11 protein-coding genes are annotated in these 17,442 nt (G+C 42.7%); 2 read left to right on the top strand and 9 right to left on the bottom strand.

Translation table 11 applies throughout. The annotated features are described in order from the left end of the window. Positions 1-41 precede the first annotated feature (41 nt). Positions 42-938 carry a selenocysteine synthase gene (locus NDN13_RS16080; RefSeq protein WP_251116176.1) on the top strand — a complete coding sequence of 299 codons (897 nt, stop codon included), beginning with the start codon at positions 42-44 and terminating at the stop codon, positions 936-938. Between the two features lie 94 nt (positions 939-1,032). Here NDN13_RS16080 and htpG read toward each other — a convergent pair whose 3' ends face one another. The 5 genes from htpG to NDN13_RS16055 all read right to left on the bottom strand — a co-directional run bounded on the left by htpG (position 1,033) and on the right by NDN13_RS16055 (position 6,972). After that, positions 1,033-2,952: a molecular chaperone HtpG gene (htpG, locus tag NDN13_RS16075; RefSeq protein WP_251116175.1), complete on the bottom strand. Its 1,920-nt coding sequence runs from the start codon at positions 2,950-2,952 to the stop codon at positions 1,033-1,035. Positions 2,953-3,065: 113 nt separating this feature from the next. Further along, a complete protein-coding gene (locus NDN13_RS16070) occupies positions 3,066-3,416 on the bottom strand; it encodes a lysozyme inhibitor LprI family protein (protein WP_251116174.1) in 351 nt (116 codons plus the stop codon). 136 nt (positions 3,417-3,552) lie between these two features. After that, entirely contained in the window at positions 3,553-4,137 is a 585-nt protein-coding gene (locus NDN13_RS16065) for an OmpW/AlkL family protein (RefSeq protein ID WP_004656274.1), read from the bottom strand. Positions 4,138-4,553: 416 nt separating this feature from the next. Continuing rightward, positions 4,554-5,975: a Na+/H+ antiporter family protein gene (locus NDN13_RS16060; RefSeq protein ID WP_251116173.1), complete on the bottom strand. Its 1,422-nt coding sequence runs from the start codon at positions 5,973-5,975 to the stop codon at positions 4,554-4,556. A 121-nt stretch (positions 5,976-6,096) separates the two neighbouring features. Further along, positions 6,097-6,972 carry an alpha/beta fold hydrolase gene (locus NDN13_RS16055; RefSeq protein ID WP_251116172.1) on the bottom strand — a complete coding sequence of 292 codons (876 nt, stop codon included), beginning with the start codon at positions 6,970-6,972 and terminating at the stop codon, positions 6,097-6,099. Positions 6,973-7,085: 113 nt separating this feature from the next. Here NDN13_RS16055 and NDN13_RS16050 point away from each other — a divergent pair, with 113 nt between their 5' ends. Then, complete coding sequence (locus tag NDN13_RS16050) at positions 7,086-7,571, top strand: DUF4442 domain-containing protein (protein ID WP_251116171.1); 486 nt, start codon at positions 7,086-7,088, stop codon at positions 7,569-7,571. A 62-nt stretch (positions 7,572-7,633) separates the two neighbouring features. Here the strand turns inward: NDN13_RS16050 and NDN13_RS16045 are convergent, their stop codons facing one another. From NDN13_RS16045 to rpoB, 4 genes are all read right to left on the bottom strand, one after another. Next, complete coding sequence (locus NDN13_RS16045) at positions 7,634-7,993, bottom strand: hypothetical protein (protein ID WP_016542296.1); 360 nt, start codon at positions 7,991-7,993, stop codon at positions 7,634-7,636. 380 nt (positions 7,994-8,373) lie between these two features. Continuing rightward, a complete protein-coding gene (locus tag NDN13_RS16040) occupies positions 8,374-8,739 on the bottom strand; it encodes a hypothetical protein (protein ID WP_016542295.1) in 366 nt (121 codons plus the stop codon). A 164-nt stretch (positions 8,740-8,903) separates the two neighbouring features. After that, positions 8,904-13,097 carry a DNA-directed RNA polymerase subunit beta' gene (rpoC, locus tag NDN13_RS16035; RefSeq protein ID WP_251116170.1) on the bottom strand — a complete coding sequence of 1,398 codons (4,194 nt, stop codon included), beginning with the start codon at positions 13,095-13,097 and terminating at the stop codon, positions 8,904-8,906. A 141-nt stretch (positions 13,098-13,238) separates the two neighbouring features. After that, positions 13,239-17,327, bottom strand: a complete 4,089-nt coding sequence (rpoB, locus tag NDN13_RS16030) for a DNA-directed RNA polymerase subunit beta (protein WP_251116169.1) — start codon at positions 17,325-17,327, stop codon at positions 13,239-13,241. Positions 17,328-17,442 lie beyond the last annotated feature (115 nt).

The raw sequence follows: 17,442 nt of genomic DNA, 5'->3' as shown, positions 1-17,442 counted from the left end.
AACTGTTAAGCTTATTTTCTTTTATTTTTCTTCGCTTTAACATGGATCAACGATACGCTTTGGCTGTGTATTTATTGATTGTAGGCAATCTTTGCCTCGATGAGCTACTTACACCCTTCTTTCCAATGTTCTTACCGCTCAGCAGGCATTTGGCACGTACGCCAGTGCTATCCTCCAACCCACATACAGGGTTTCATTTCCAGCAACGACAGACTTCAAAAATACGAGCTTGTGATCTTGCAACAGAAACACCAACCGATCCACGCAGCGATATCGAACTAAGTCAGGAATTGATGACCGTTTTTGGTGAAGATTCATTATGGCAACGTGCACAACAGCCGCCACTCATAAAAAAGCTCGGTAAAACCAGCAAGCATCTATCGCATCAAACTATCAGTACGCCCAATCCCGTCAGTGCCAGTTGGAGTACGATTTCAAGCTGGTTACCCTTTAACAATGATCTGGACTTAGGTTCGAACTCCAATACGGATATCTATGTGCAATTTCTTGCCAAGAAGCAATGGAACTTACATTCAGGACTGAATCTGGATACGGCGCAAATCTTTCGTTATGGCTCGAGCAGTAAAAACTATGCCGAAACCCATCTGAATTTAACCCAAATGTTTCAACAACAAGCACTATTTTCGACTCAATTCAATCTGTCTAAGACCCAAGATGAAGACTACACTTGGCGTAATCGGACTTTCCAAAAATTGCACTTGCTCTCCAAAGATAACCTCAGCTACGGCATCGTCAGTGAAGGCGATTATGAAAATAAAGAACTTCGGGTTAATCAATGGGGCCCCTATTTCTCCTGGAAACGTCCAATTTGGCGTAATTGGTTATATATGCAAAATGATCTGAATTATTTAAATGTGCCTGCGGATAAACAGGACAAGTATTTCAGTTATCAAATGAGCTTTGAAGCTCACTTCTGATGAAAATAACCACACAACTGTGGATAACTTGAAACTTATCCATACACATAAAAAAAACCTCCGCAGAAGCAGAGGTTTTTTGTGATCAAAACACTTATTTCAATAACAAGCTATTAATCCGCTTAACATAAGCTGCTGGATCTTCTGGTAAGCCGCCTTCGGCAATCACAGCCTGATCAAAGATCACATTGGCCAAATCATCAAACTGGGCTGAGCTCTCTAATTTTTTCACCAAAGGATGCTCTGGGTTGATTTCCAAGGTAGGTTTAATTTCAGGAACAGCCTGACCTGCCTGTTTCAACATACGAATCAGCTGTGGTGAAAGTTCCCCTTCACTGGTCACTAAACATGCAGGAGAATCCACCAAACGCGTGGTCACACGCACTTCTTTGGTCTTGTCTTTTAACGATGAACTTAAACGATCCACCACAGGCTTAAACTGTTCAGCCGCTTGTTCTAAAGCTTTTTTCTCTTCGGCATCTTGTAGATCGCCAAGATCAACTGCACCTTTAGACACGTTTTGCAGCGGCGTACCATCGAACTCAAATACAAAGTTCATGGCCCACTCATCTACACGGTCTGTCATCAATAGCACTTCAATGCCTTTTTTCTTGAATACTTCAAGTTGTGGCGAGTTTTTCGCAGCGGTTAAACTATCTGCAGTCACATAATAAATCGCTTTTTGCCCTTCTTTCATACGTGCTTTGTAATCGGCAAAAGAAGTGCTGATCTCATCATGAATTGAAGTTGCATAACGCAATAATTTTAAGATACGTTCACGATTGCCGGTGTCTTCACCTAAACCTTCTTTCAATACGGAACCAAATTCAGTGTAGAAGGTTTTAAATTTCTCTTGGTCTTTTTCATCTTCCGATTTGGCTAAACCATCAATTAAAGTCAGTACACGGCGTGCATTGCCTTCACGAATGGTTTTCACATCACGACTTTCTTGTAAAAGTTCACGGCTGACATTCAGTGGTAAATCTGCACTGTCCACCACGCCTTGAACAAAACGTAAATAGTTTGGAATCAGGTTATCGGCTTCATCCAAGATAAATACACGTTTTACATACAGCTTAATGCCCGCTTTCGCTTCACGGGTAAACAGATCCTGTTTGGCCTGGCTTGGAATATACAGTAACTGGGTATACTCGGTGCTGCCTTCTACGCGGTTATGCGCCCATGCCAAAGGCTCTGCAAAATCGTGGCTCAGGTTTTTATAAAACTCGATGTATTGCTCATCAGTGATTTCACTCTTGTTGCGCGTCCATAATGCACTCGCTGAGTTAATCACTTCCCATTCATCAGTCTTGACCATTTGGCCGCCTTTCGGTTCTTCACCTTCAGCGACCTCTTCTTCTTGCCACACTTCTTTTTGCATTTCGATTGGCAAGCTGATGTGATCAGAATACTTATTGATGATTTGCTTAACTTTCCACGACTCTAAATAATCCAGTGCATCATCACGTAAATGCAGGATGATATCGGTACCACGTGTGGCTTTATCAATGCTTTGAACTTCAAACTCGCCGGTTCCGCCACTGATCCAACGTACACCTTCTGCGACATCTAAACCTGCACGGCGTGATTCCACCGTAATTTTGTCGGCAACAATAAAACCTGAATAGAAACCCACACCAAACTGACCAATCAACTGAGCATCTGATTTTTGGTCGCCTGTCAGCTTAGACATAAAATCTTTGGTACCCGATTTTGCAATGGTACCCAAGTTATCGATCGCTTCTTGTTGGCTTAGACCAATCCCATTATCAGAAATGGTTAAGGTTTGATGGTCTTTATCTAAAGTGACGCGAACCCGTAAATCTGGATCATTTTCATAATATTCAGGGTGATTAATCCCTTCAAAACGCAACTTATCACAGGCATCCGAGGCATTGGAAATCAATTCGCGTAAGAAAATTTCAGGATTTGAATATAGCGAGTGCGTCACTAAATGTAATAACTGAGCAACTTCTGCTTGAAAACTATAATTCTGGGTCACTTGTTCACTCATAAATCACTCCTTATCTGTGCTTATCTCTTTGGAATGATTTATGAATGGTGCATATCTTGAATTTTTCAATCCTTGGGATTTATTTTTCAGCTAAAAATCGCACAAAAGTACAATTAGAACGGCCCTTGACTTAAAACGCGTGTTTGTAAAAGCTGATCAAGCTGTTGCTGTCTTTGTGCATAAGCACGGCGAAGACATGGGGTATTGGCAGCACAGGAATTACGTTGTTTTAGCCACTTGAATTGTTGATCTTTCTCGGCATCACGCCCACCCATCGGCAGAGCATGCAGGATGATTTGGTAGGTGGTTGCCAGTTTGACATCAGCATCATTTAAAACAAGGTCATTACAGATCTGTTGCTCAGCTTTTAACTTCGCAGCTTTACAAGAGAAACTCGCAGCCTGAGCTTGAGACCAAAACAATAAGGGGATGAAGAGTAATAGGGAGCTGATTAATTTTTTCATTATGCATGACTCACTCTAATTTGTGATGATGTCTCAGCATACAAAACTCTCTGTGTAGGCCCTGTATCTGTTTTATATGGGAATTGCAAAAATAAAAAAGCCTCATGGAGTGAGGCTTTTTCAGCAAGGCTTCAGCTTAGAACTTGTAGCTATAACCTAAGGTATATACCACTGGATTGAGGTCTAAGTCGAATTTAGTCCCATCCACCAAGGTGACTTCTGGACTAATGTCGGCATAACGAACATCAACATAAACACCCCAGTTTTTAGCGTCAGCAGGCTGGAAGTTAAAACCCAACTGGCCAGCGAAACCATATGCCTCTTTCACATCTTTCGCCACACCCTTTTCATGCCAAGGAATGAAGGCAGTACCACCGACACCGATATAAGGGGTAAAACGTGTTGAATTTTTAAAGTTATATTTCGCTGTGATTGTTGGCGGCAAATGACGAACACTCGCAACAGATTCACCATTTAATAACACATCATGTTTCACGGGCGTGGCCAATAAAATTTCAGCAGAGAATGGTGTTTCACCAAAGAAATATTCTACTGATGGTGTAAATGCAAACTCGTAATCCCCTTTTACAGTCGCACCTGGTGCTAAAGTTACATCTGCAGTTGGGTCAATTAAACTCGCACCCACTTTAACTTGAAAGCCCCCTGCAAATGCAGTTGAAGATAACCCCAATAATGCGACAACCAATGCTTTCTTTAACATTAAAACAACCTCTTTAACAATTTATGTTCTTGTTCAATATAATAAACACGGGTTTTTACATTATGCAATACTTATTAATTCCGACCATTTAAATCCATTTTGTAATACATTGAATATTAATAACATATAATTGTTAAAATATGTAATATTTGTAAATTCAGACTATTTTAGTCCACTTAAATCACTATAAAACCTAGCATTTTAATCAGAATATATCAATTTAAGATATCAGATAAAGTTTTTAAAAAAAATTAATTTAGATGAATTTAAAAATATAATCATATAAAACTTAATATTAAAACCACATTATAAAATTAGATTAAAAAAGAGACAAAAAATGTCAAATACTGATATTTTTTATATTTCCAGATTTAAAATTTTAAAGCAAAAAAATGGCTCTTAATGAGCCATTTTTATTATAAAACCATCGCAGCAATCCAGCCAAAAATCAGTAGCGGGATATTAAAATGTATAAAAGTCGGCACAACGGTATCCCAAATGTGATCATGTTGACCATCTACGCCTAAACCAGCTGTGGGCCCCAAAGTCGAATCAGATGCAGGTGAACCCGCATCACCTAATGCCGCAGCTGTACCAATAAGTGCAATCGTTGCCAACGGTGAAAAACCAAACTGTACACACAAAGGCACATAAATCACGGCCAGCACAGGCACACTTGAGAAGGATGAACCAATACCAATCGTCACGAATAAGCCAATAAACAGCATTAAGAACGCAGCAAGCGCATGATTATCCCCAATGATATGTACCACACCATTAACCAAATGGGTAATATCGCCAGTATGCGTCATGACTGAGGCAAAACCTGCCGCAGAGATCATGATAAAACCCACCAGCGCCATCATACGCATGCCTTGTACAAATACGTCATCAGCATCTTGCCATTTAAAGATACCTGACGCGGACAGTACTGCAAAACCGACCAAACCACCGAGAATCATCGAACCTGAGTACAACTGCGCTACCAAGGTTAAAGCAATCGCCAGCACCGCCATAAACATGGTTTTCTTCGAAATATACGGCACATTCTCTGCTTCTTGTTTCAGTTCTTCCGCATCGGCTTTCAAGTCATAATCTGCTTGTGAAGTGACTTTCAGTGGCTTGTCTAGGTCAATGGTTTTAACTGGCGTAATTGAACGATCCACATAAATACGCGGCTTACGATAACTAATAAATACCGCCACCAAAGTACCAATCACCATGCCTAAGACTGGAATCGCCATACCGATTGGCATCATGCCCCGTTCCACGTGCAAGCCATAAGCGGCGCCAATCTTGTTGATATTGCCCATCAAGATCTGTTCCAGGAAGATCGCACCAAAGCCAACAGGCAGGAAAATATAGGTGCCCACCAAGCCCAGTGTCATGACACATGCTGCCGCTCGACGATCCAGCTTTAAATGATTCATGACTTTCAATAAAGGCGGAACCAAGACTGGAATAAATGCAATATGCACTGGAATGAGGTTTTGAGAGAAGATTGCAGCGATCAGTAGAATGGTCAATAAAAGATATTTCACTTTTTTCTGCTGATTTTTACCCGCTTCCATTCCTAATAAACCAATCAGTTTATGCGCAAGCAAATCAGGCAAACCAGACTTGGACAATGCCAATGCAAAAGCACCTAATACGGCATAGGCCAATGCAACTTCAGCACCATCGCCTAAGCCAGCATTAAATGCTTCTACCGTTTGAGAAAGACTTAGACCAGCGACCAAGCCCCCAATAATGGCTGAAATCACCAAAGTGAGAACAACAGAAACTCGTGCCAGTGACAGGATAAACATCACGGCAATCGCAATTACGACAGCATTCATGAATAAATTCAGGAGCAAAGAAAAGGCGACATTCTAGCAGATTCATGATCATGAAGCTGAAAATATCGCCGAATTGTGCTGCATCTCAAGTGATTTTTAGCTTAATAAATCCACTAAAGCTTTAAGCAGCTTGACGTTGCACAAACTGACGGATCAGTTCAGCAATTTTTTCGGGTTGACTCAGTACCGCCCAGTGATTGGCATCCAGTTCGACATACTCAAATTTTTCCACCCATTTTGGCATTGATTCAGTAATGTACTCTGGACTGACAAACGCATCGCGTTTTAACACAATCGCCTGTACAGGACATTGTGCATAGCGCTCACGTGGTTGAGTCAATGAAGGAATAAAGTTGGCACGATACAGGTTAATCCCATATTTACCATCCGCCACAATATTGGCATTCAATGGCAAATCTTTCTTCTTCTCTAAACCACTCAAAATCTTGCCCCATTTCTCAGGACTAAAGAAAGTCCATACTGTAGGTGCCACAAGAGGTAAGTGGAAAGCACCGATATACCAAGATTTGGTCAGCATCTTCAATACATTGCTTGGTGCAGATTTAAATTTCTCACGTAAATACAAAGAAGCATGATCCAAACAAGGACCTGAAATGGTGGTATAAGACAATAAGCGGCCTTTTAATTTTGGTTCAGTCGCAGATTCCCAAGATTGTAACGAGCCCCAATCATGCGCTGCCATGTGAAAATTACGGTTAGGTAGAACGTGATCCACCACCTCTTGCAAGTCTAATGATAAACGCGGCAAACGGTAATCTTTAATACGCTTAGGAATCGAAGAAAGCCCTGCACCACGCACGTCATAAGTCACCACATAATAATCATTGACCAGTTTTTCAATGATCGGCTCCCAGACTTCCTGATTATCTGGATAGCCATGCACTAAAACCAAAGGCGTTTTCTGCTCATCCCCCCATGTTTTGACACACAGTGTTTGCTGATCCGATGTTGTGACTGTTTTGACTTGTGCTTGCATAATTTTTTCCCATTTTGTTTTCTATCGGCTGTACATAAAACAGCCATTGCCAGCGATGCAATAAAAATGATACTTATGGAGTATGAATAGAGTTGCAAGAAAAAAAATTGACCATGAAAGACTTTTTCAAAAAAATTCGAACCATTCCTGCGATTTCCAAATTTATGCTGAATCACTACTCCCCTTATCGTGGGGCAGGAATTGTAATTGAAACCATCGATCTGGATGATTATTACATTCGCGTCAAAATGCCACTGACTCGACGCAATCGTAATCTGGTGGGCACTCATTTTGGCGGTAGTCTATACTCCATGGTCGATCCTTTTTATATGCTGATTTTAATCCACCATCTAGGGCATAAATATATTGTTTGGGATAAAAGTGCCACCATTAACTTTCTTTCCCCAGGCCGTAACACGGTCTATGCCGAAATTCGGCTGAATGCAGATGAAATCACTGAAATCAAAAAACTGGCAGAGAATCATGAGCCCGTTTTACGTCATTACACCTTAAATATTGTAGATGATGCAGGAACACGAATCGCAGAAGTCGAAAAAGTGCTTTATATCCGTCGTAAAAAACCCAAAGCCAGTGCTTAGCACCATTCACATAAAAATGCCTGCAATCATGTGCAGGCATTTTTGAATCTGATAATCAGAAATTATCTCTTTTTCTCTTGGATGGCAGCACCTGCTCCACCACCGATTGCGCCACCAATTGCAGCACCCGAGTCACCACCAAAAATCGCTTTACCAACAACTGAGCCAATACCTGCACCCACTGCGCTGCTGGTCGTTGAACTACTATTACCACCTTTGGCATTGGCACCAACACCAGCACCTGCGGCAGCACCAACACCAGCACCGAGGCCACCACCGACATGGTTACCAACACCACCGCCCACAGCACCACCAAGTGCTGCTGCACCGATACGTTGATCAGATGCACTCATATTTTGACAGCCCGTAAACATCACCGCCGATAACAGCAAAGTAGAAACTAAACCGATTGTTTTTTTCATGACTATACTCACTTCTATAGGTTCTATTGAAAAGGATAATCTTCTTTTATGCGGAATTTGATCACATTGTGTTATCACAATGTCCTAATCGATTGATATTTTGTAAAGGATGATTCTTTATGCAGCAATCGAAAAAAGAGGGACTCGATCTGCAACAAAATAAGCTAAGGCTGAAGATGCGAAGCATATAGTCGTGTGATTATTGTTTTGATTATTTTTCAATATAAAGCACATGTATCAATGGAATTTTAGCTTGTAAGCTTTTCTCAGCAATGCATTGATGATGACTGAGAAAAACGGCTTTACTCAATGAAACAGCTCAAATGCTGAAGCTGAAAATAGATACATAGCTTCAGACATCGAGCGATTTCTATACGGGCTTAGTACTTGCCTTTTTTCTCGCCATAAGCAGAACCAGCACTACCACCCAATGCACCACCAACCGCAGCACCTGAGTCACCACCCAATACGGCACCACCAATCACGGCACCTAAACCTGCGCCGATCGCACTGTTTCTGGTATTTTTACTATTCGAGCCTTTAGCATTCGCAGCAACGCCTGCGCCAAGTGCAGCACCAAGACCTGCGCCCAGATTACCGCCAACATGCTTACCGACAGCACCACCCGCACCACCACCAATCGCAGCAGCACCAATACGCTTACTTTCTGGACTCGCATTTTGGCAACCCACAAATAGTGTGCTTGACATTAAAGCAACGCCCGCAACCATCATCATTTTTTTCATTCGAACTATTCCTCTCCTCAGATGTGCATAGGATAGTATTGTTTAATGAACTGTTTACTTTGATTAAGTAATCAAATACTGAAACTGTAATGTGTTTTTGTAACAACTGCTTTATTTTTCCACAAAAAAAGGCACCCGGAGGTGCCTTTTCAATTTGCTAGAACTTAGAACTGGTCTGAGTTCAACGCTTGACTAAATGCTTGGTCAACTTCACTGAAATCGTTGTGAAGTTCAAATTCAGCAGCTTCTGCTTCTTGGCGACGACGCTCCAAGTGGTAAGCAAGGCCTGTACCCGCTGGGATCAAACGACCCACAACAACGTTTTCTTTCAAGCCACGTAAATCATCTTCTTTACCTGTTACAGCCGCTTCAGTTAACACACGTGTGGTTTCCTGGAACGATGCAGCTGAGATGAACGAGTCAGTAGAAAGCGATGCTTTGGTGATACCCATCAATTGACGTTCAAACTTCGCAGGGAACTTGTTCTGAGCCAAGACTGCTTGGTTCTCTTGAACAACGCGGATGTAATCCACTTGCTCACCTTTGATGAAGCTAGTGTCACCGCCATCAGTGATATCAACTTTACGCAACATTTGACGTACAACAACTTCAATGTGCTTATCGTTGATTTTTACACCTTGGAGACGGTAAACGTCTTGAACTTCGTTCACGATGTAGTTGGTTAACGCAACTTCGCCTTTCAAACGTAAGATGTCATGCGGGTTTTGTGGACCATCAGAAATGGTCTCACCACGGTTCACATGCTCACCTTCGAACACGTTGATTTGACGCCATTTTGGAATCAATTCTTCGTAAATCTCTGAACCGTCATCTGGACTGATCACTAAACGGTTCTTACCTTTGGTCTCTTTACCAAAGCTCACGATACCAGACACTTCTGCCAAGATTGCGTGTTCTTTAGGCTTACGTGCTTCGAACAAGTCAGCTACGCGTGGAAGACCACCGGTAATATCACGAGTACGTGAAGATTCTTGTGGTACACGACCGATAACATCACCCACACCAATTGTTTCGCCATCACGGACAGTCACAATTGTATTTTGTGGTAAGAAGTAGAACTGTTCGCCGCCATCGGTTGTATCCAACACGATTGCAGGACGTAAATCTTTACCAGAAGCAGGACGTGCTGTTACAGGCAAGATTTCAACAGTGGTCATACCTGTTGCATCATCTGTCTTAGAGGTTGCAGTCACACCATCAGCGATTTGGCTGAAACGTGCTTTACCCGCAACTTCGGTAACCAGTGGATGTGTATGTGGATCCCAAGTCGCCACGATACCACCAGCTTCTACAGATTCACCATCTTTCAACAAGATGCTTGCACCGTAAGGAAGTTTATAGCGCTCGCGCTCACGACCTAAGTCATCCGCAATACCAATTTCACCTGAACGTGAAACTGACACCAAGTGACCTTTGGCATGTTGTACAGTTTTCACGTTGTGGAAACGTACAGTACCTTTGTTACGTACTTGAACACTGTTAGCAGCAGACGTTCGGCTCGCAGCACCACCCACGTGGAAGGTACGCATTGTTAACTGTGTACCCGGTTCACCAATTGACTGTGCAGCCATTACACCAACAGATTCACCTGGGTTCACCAAGTGACCACGTGCAAGGTCACGACCGTAACATTTCGCACAAACGCCGAATGCAGATTCACATGCGATAACTGAACGGACTTTAACTTCATCGACACCCGCTTCTTCAAGCTGAGCAGCAATTTTCTCGTCAATTAAGGTACCACGTGGAAGAACCACTTCATCATCAGATGCACGACGTACGTCTTCAGCAGTTACACGACCCAATACGCGATCGCGTAATGGTTCGATCACGTCACCACCTTGAATGAATGGTGTCATGACTAAGCCACCAGCTGTACCACAATCCGATTCAGTAATCACTAAATCTTGTGCTACGTCTACAAGACGACGAGTCAAGTAACCAGAGTTCGCAGTTTTCAATGCAGTATCGGCCAAACCTTTACGTGCACCATGTGTTGAGATGAAGTACTGAAGTACGGTCAAACCTTCACGGAAGTTTGCTTTAATTGGGGTCTCAATGATCGAGCCATCCGGCTTCGCCATCAAACCACGCATACCAGCAAGCTGACGGATCTGCGCCGCACTACCACGGGCACCCGAGTCAGACATCATATAAATCGAGTTGAATGATTTCTGTTTCTCGTCTTCACCTTGTTTGTTTTTCACAAGGGTATAAGACAAGTTATCCATCATCGCTTTCGCAACTTGGTCGTTAGTACGTGCCCAGATATCGACAACTTTGTTATAACGCTCACCCGCAGTTACGAAACCTTGCTCAAACTGTTGTTCGATTTCACGAACTTCGGTTTCAGCTTTATCGATAATCGTATGCTTAGTTGGTGGAATCAACATGTCTTCCATACCAACAGATACACCTGAACGCGTCGCTTGACGGAAGCCCAAATACATCAATTGGTCAGCGAAGATAACCGTATCTTTCAAACCAAGTTTACGGTAGCAAGAGTTGATTAACTTCGAGATGTTTTTCTTGGTCATCTCAAGGTTGATCGATTCAAAGCTTAAACCTTGTGGAACAACTTCCCATAACAAGCAACGACCAGGTGTTGTATCAACAATGATGGTTTGCTTTTCACGGTTACCGTTTTCATCAATAACAGTTTGGTGTACACGTACTTTTACGCGTGCATGAATTGCAACTTTACCCGTCGCTAACGCACGGTTAACTTCGTGAGTATCCGCAAACACCATGCCTTCACCTTTGGCATTTACCGCATCACGTGTGATGTAGTAAAGACCCAAGACAACGTCCTGAGAAGGAACGATGATCGGCTCACCGTTTGCAGGTGACAAGATGTTGTTGGTCGACATCATCAACGCACGTGCTTCAAGCTGTGCTTCCAATGTCAATGGAACGTGTACCGCCATTTGGTCACCATCGAAGTCGGCGTTAAACGCAGCACATACGAGTGGGTGAAGACGGATTGCCTTACCTTCGATCAGAATAGGTTCAAATGCTTGAAGACCTAGACGGTGAAGTGTTGGCGCACGGTTCAACATGACTGGATGTTGACGAATCACAGAAGCAAGAACGTCCCAAACTTCTGGGGTCTCGCGCTCAACCATTTTCTTCGCAGCTTTAATGGTTGTTGCTTGGCCAGAGGCTTGTAGTTTCGCGAAAATGAATGGCTTAAACAATTCAAGTGCCATCTTCTTCGGAAGACCACATTGGTGAAGACGTAAAGTAGGACCTACGGTAATTACCGAACGGCCTGAATAGTCAACACGCTTACCGAGCAAGTTTTGACGGAAACGACCTTGTTTACCTTTGATCATATCTGCCAAAGATTTCAATGGACGTTTGTTCGAACCTGTAATCGCACGACCACGACGACCGTTATCAAGCAACGCATCAACAGACTCTTGTAACATACGTTTTTCGTTACGTACGATGATGTCTGGTGCAGCAAGGTCAAGAAGACGCTTCAAACGGTTGTTACGGTTGATCACACGACGATATAAATCGTTCAAGTCTGAAGTCGCGAAACGACCACCTTCAAGTGGTACAAGCGGACGTAAGTCTGGTGGAAGTACTGGAAGTACGTTCATCACCATCCATTCAGGCTTGTTGTTTGAATCTTTGAAAGCTTCCATCAATTTCAAACGCTTAGACGCTTTTTTAAGTTTCGTCTCAGAGGTTGTTTGTGGAATTTCTTCACGTAAACGTGCAATCTCGGCTTCAAGATCGATATCTTTTAATAAATCCTGAACTGCTTCTGCACCCATTTTCGCAGTGAATTCATCACCGTGTTCTTCAAGTGCATTGTAGTATTCTTCGTCTGTTAAAAGTTGATACTTTTCAAACGGAGTCATACCAGGATCAGTAACAACATAAGATTCGAAATACAATACGCGCTCGATATCACGTAATGTCATATCAAGTAATAAACCAATACGGCTCGGTAATGATTTCAAGAACCAGATGTGTGCAACTGGAGACGCAAGCTCGATGTGACCCATACGTTCACGACGAACTTTCGCAGTTGTTACTTCAACGCCACATTTTTCACAAATGACGCCTTTGTATTTCATACGCTTGTATTTACCACACAAGCATTCGTAATCTTTTACTGGACCAAAGATTTTGGCACAGAACAAACCGTCACGTTCAGGTTTAAAAGTACGGTAGTTAATGGTTTCAGGCTTTTTAACTTCACCGTGAGACCATGACTTAATCATCTCTGGTGACGCAAGACCAATACGGATACGGTCAAATTCAATAGGTGCATGACCTTCTGAATCCGTTTTCTTACGCATGATATCGAGCAAGTCTTTCAATTTTTTTCTCCGTGTGTCGAGGAGCTAAGCTCACCCGACTGGGTCACAAATATTGTTTTTACTGAAATTTGGAATCTCCCCTAACCCCTCTTTAAGAAAGAGGGGAACTTCCCCCTTTAATAAAGGGGGATCGAGGGAGATTTAGTCACCATTTTTCAGTTCAATGTTGATACCTAAAGAACGGATCTCTTTGGTCAATACGTTGAACGATTCAGGCATACCCGGATCCATATAATGGTTACCATCTACAATGTTCTTATAGATGCGTGTACGGCCTTCGACGTCATCCGACTTCACAGTAAGCATTTCTTGGAGGGTATATGCTGCACCGTATGCTTCAAGTGCCCATACTTCCATCTCACCGAAACGCTGACCACCGAATTGTGCTTTACCACCAAGCGGCTGTTGGGTCACAAGTGAGTAAGAACCTGTTGAACGTGCATGCATCTTGTCATCAACCAAGTGGTTCAATTTGAGCATGTACATGTAACCTACAGTTACAGGACGGTCAAACTGTTCACCTGTACGTCCGTCAAACAATACCGTTTGACCTGTACGTGAGATGTCAGCAAGTTCAAGTAAGTCTTTAATCTGACTTTCTTCAGCACCATCAAATACAGGTGTCGCCAATGGAACACCAGCACGTAAGTTGCCTGAAAGTGCCAAGATTTCTGCGTCAGTTAAGCTATCCAGCTCTTCTTGTTCGCCACCAACCTTGTTATAAATCTTGTCTAAGAAGTCACGTAGTTCTAATACTGTACGCTGTTCTTTCAACATTTTTTCGAGTTTATCACCCAGACCTTTGGCCGCCATACCCAAGTGAGTCTCAAGAATCTGACCCACGTTCATACGTGACGGTACACCCAATGGGTTCAATACGATATCGACTGGTACACCATTGGCATCATGAGGCATGTCTTCAACTGGCAAGATGTTTGATACAACACCCTTGTTACCATGACGACCCGCCATCTTATCACCAGGCTGGATACGACGTTTAACAGCAAGGTAAACCTTAACAACTTTCAATACGCCAGTAGTTAATTCATCACCTGTAGAAAGTTTACGTTTCTTCTCTGCAAACTTCTCATCAATTTCATAGCTCTTCTCTTTCAAGAACACTTGAATTTGAGTTAGACGCTCTGCAATTGCTTCGTCAGTCGGTTGAATTTCAAGTAAATCAACAAGCTCTAAACCAGACAATAGGTCTTCAGAAAGTTTATCGCCACGTTTAGTTGAACCACCACCGTTAGATTCTTGACCTTTCAACAAACGAACAATACGTTCACGTGCTGCTTCTTCGAAGATTTTGTATTCTTCTTTCAAGTCTTTACGGTATGCGTCAAGCTGAGCTTTCTCAATTGCTTGAGCACGTTCATCTTTTTCCAAACCATCACGTGTGAAGACTTGAACGTCAATCACCGTACCTTTAGTGCCAGATGGAACGCGTAAAGACGAGTCTTTAACGTCAGCTGCTTTTTCACCAAAGATTGCGCGAAGTAGTTTTTCTTCAGGTGTTAACTGAGTTTCACCTTTAGGCGTTACCTTACCAACAAGGATGTCACCCGCAGTCACTTCAGCACCGATATAAACAATACCTGACTCATCCAATTTAGACAGCGCAGCTTCACCTACGTTAGGAATATCGGCAGTAATTTCTTCTGCGCCTAACTTGGTATCACGTGCTACACATGACAATTCTTGAATGTGAATCGATGTTAAACGGTCTTCTTGAAGAACACGCTCAGAAAGTAAGATCGAGTCTTCGTAGTTATAACCGTTCCATGTCATGAACGCGACGCGCATGTTTTGACCCAGCGCAAGCTCACCCATGTCAGTCGATGGACCGTCAGCCAAGATATCACCACGAGCAACTTTGTCGCCCAAGTTCACGATGACATTTTGGTTAATACATGTATTTTGGTTTGAACGTGTATATTTGATCAGGTTATAGATATCTACACCTGCCTCACCTGCGATCATTTCATCTTCGTTGACACGAATCACGATACGAGATGCATCTACATATTCAATCGCACCACCACGGTCAGCGATCACACATACACCTGAGTCACGTGCTACGTTTGCTTCCATACCCGTACCAACAAGCGGCTTGTCAGCACGTAAGGTAGGAACAGCCTGACGTTGCATGTTCGAACCCATCAATGCACGGTTCGCATCATCGTGTTCAAGGAATGGAATCAATGACGCTGCAACAGATACAACCTGTTGTGCAGAAACGTCCATATGCGTTACACGCTCAGGCGACATACGAACGAAGTCACCCTGATGACGTACAGAAACCATTTCTTCAGTTAAAGTGCCGTCTTTATCTACTGCAGAATCGGCCTGTGCAATGACAGTCCCTACTTCTTCAATTGCAGATAAGTATTCAACTTCATCGGTTACACGACCATCTACAACTTTACGGTATGGTGTTTCCAAGAAACCAAAGTCATTCGCTTTTGCATAAACAGAAAGCGAGTTGATCAAACCAATGTTTGGACCTTCAGGTGTTTCAATTGGACACACACGACCATAGTGAGTTTGATGTACGTCACGTACTTCGAAGCCCGCGCGTTCACGTGTCAAACCACCAGGGCCAAGCGCAGATACACGACGTTTGTGTGTAATCTCAGACAATGGGTTGTTTTGGTCCATGAACTGAGACAACTGGCTTGAACCAAAGAATTCTTTGATTGCAGCAGCAACTGGTTTTGCGTTGATCAAATCTTGTGGAGACAAGTTATCTGTTTCTGCTTGGCTTAAACGCTCTTTAACAGCACGTTCAACACGAACTAAACCAACACGGAATTGGTTTTCAGTCATTTCACCGACAGAACGTACACGACGGTTACCCAAGTGATCGATATCATCGACTTCACCTTTACCGTTACGGATTTCAACCAATGTACGCAATACATCGATGATATCTTCGTGCGATAAAATACCTTCAACTTCACGCGACTTCTGATCAGTACCCACTTCGTAGGGACGACCCAAACGACGGTTGAACTTCATACGACCGACTGGAGATAGGTCATAACGCTCAGAAGAGAAGAACAAGTTGTTGAATAAGTTTTCAGCAGCTTCTTTTGTTGGCGGCTCACCTGGACGCATTACTTTATAGATTTCAACAAGCGCTTCTTCACGGCCTGTTGTCGTATCTGCACGTAATGTATCTGCAACGAAAGAACCACGGTCGATATCATTGGTGAACAGGATGTTAAATTGTTTAACACCACCTTCAGCCAATTTCACCAAGATTTCATGGCTAAGCACTGTATTTGCAGCAATCACATCGCCATTTTTCAATGGAATGTCTTCAGCTGTAATACGCTCATATAAATATTCATCAGGTACAGAAAGCTTCGCTAAGTTTGCAGCTTCCATTTGACGTACGTGACGTGCATTAATACGTTTACCTTGTTCAACGATCGCTTTACCATCATTGTCCAAGATATCAAATTGCGCCATTTCACCACGTAAGCGATCTGGAACGAGGTCAATTTGATAGCTACCCATATCAAGATATACAGGTACTTTTTCATAGAACAAATTCAAGATTTGTTCATTGCTATAATTTAAGGCACGAAGGATCACCGTTGCAAGCAACTTACGACGACGGTCAATACGTACGAATACTAAATCTTTAGCATCAAATTCAAAATCTAACCATGAACCACGGTAAGGGATAATACGTGCTGAATACAACACTTTACCACTTGAGTGGGTTTTACCCTTGTCATGGTCAAAGAATACGCCTGGTGAACGGTGTAATTGAGATACGATTACACGCTCAGTACCGTTAATAACGAAAGTACCGTTATCGGTCATGAGTGGCATTTCACCCATGTAAACTTCTTGTTCACGAACGTCTTTAATTGATTTCGTTTCACGATCTTTAATGATCAAACGAATTTTTACGCGCATTGGTGCGGCATAAGTTGAACCACGTAAAATACATTCACGTACGTCAAACTCAGGCTTACCAAGGCTATACTCAACAAATTCTAAAGCAGCATTGCCAGAATAACTTTCAATAGGAAAAACTGAACGAAATGCGGCTTGGAGACCGATATCTTCGCGATTTTTTGGAGTTTTACCGCCTTGTAAGAATGTACGGTACGAATCGACCTGAATCGAAAGTAAGTACGGTGCTTCCATTACGTGGGGCAATTTACCAAAATTCTTACGGATCCGTTTCTTTTCGGTATATGAGTATGCCATCTGGAGTCCTCGGAAAGTAAACTAAGCCCGCCTGCAGAACGGGCTTAGAAGGAATTACGCAGGCCGATATGGCCACCACTGTTTACAAATGCTGCAATTTTTAGTGGTATTAAAA

Origin of the sequence: Acinetobacter sp. C32I (genome assembly GCF_023702715.1) — a bacterium.
Classification (GTDB): domain Bacteria; phylum Pseudomonadota; class Gammaproteobacteria; order Pseudomonadales; family Moraxellaceae; genus Acinetobacter.
This window is presented reverse-complemented; position numbering and strand designations above follow the sequence as displayed.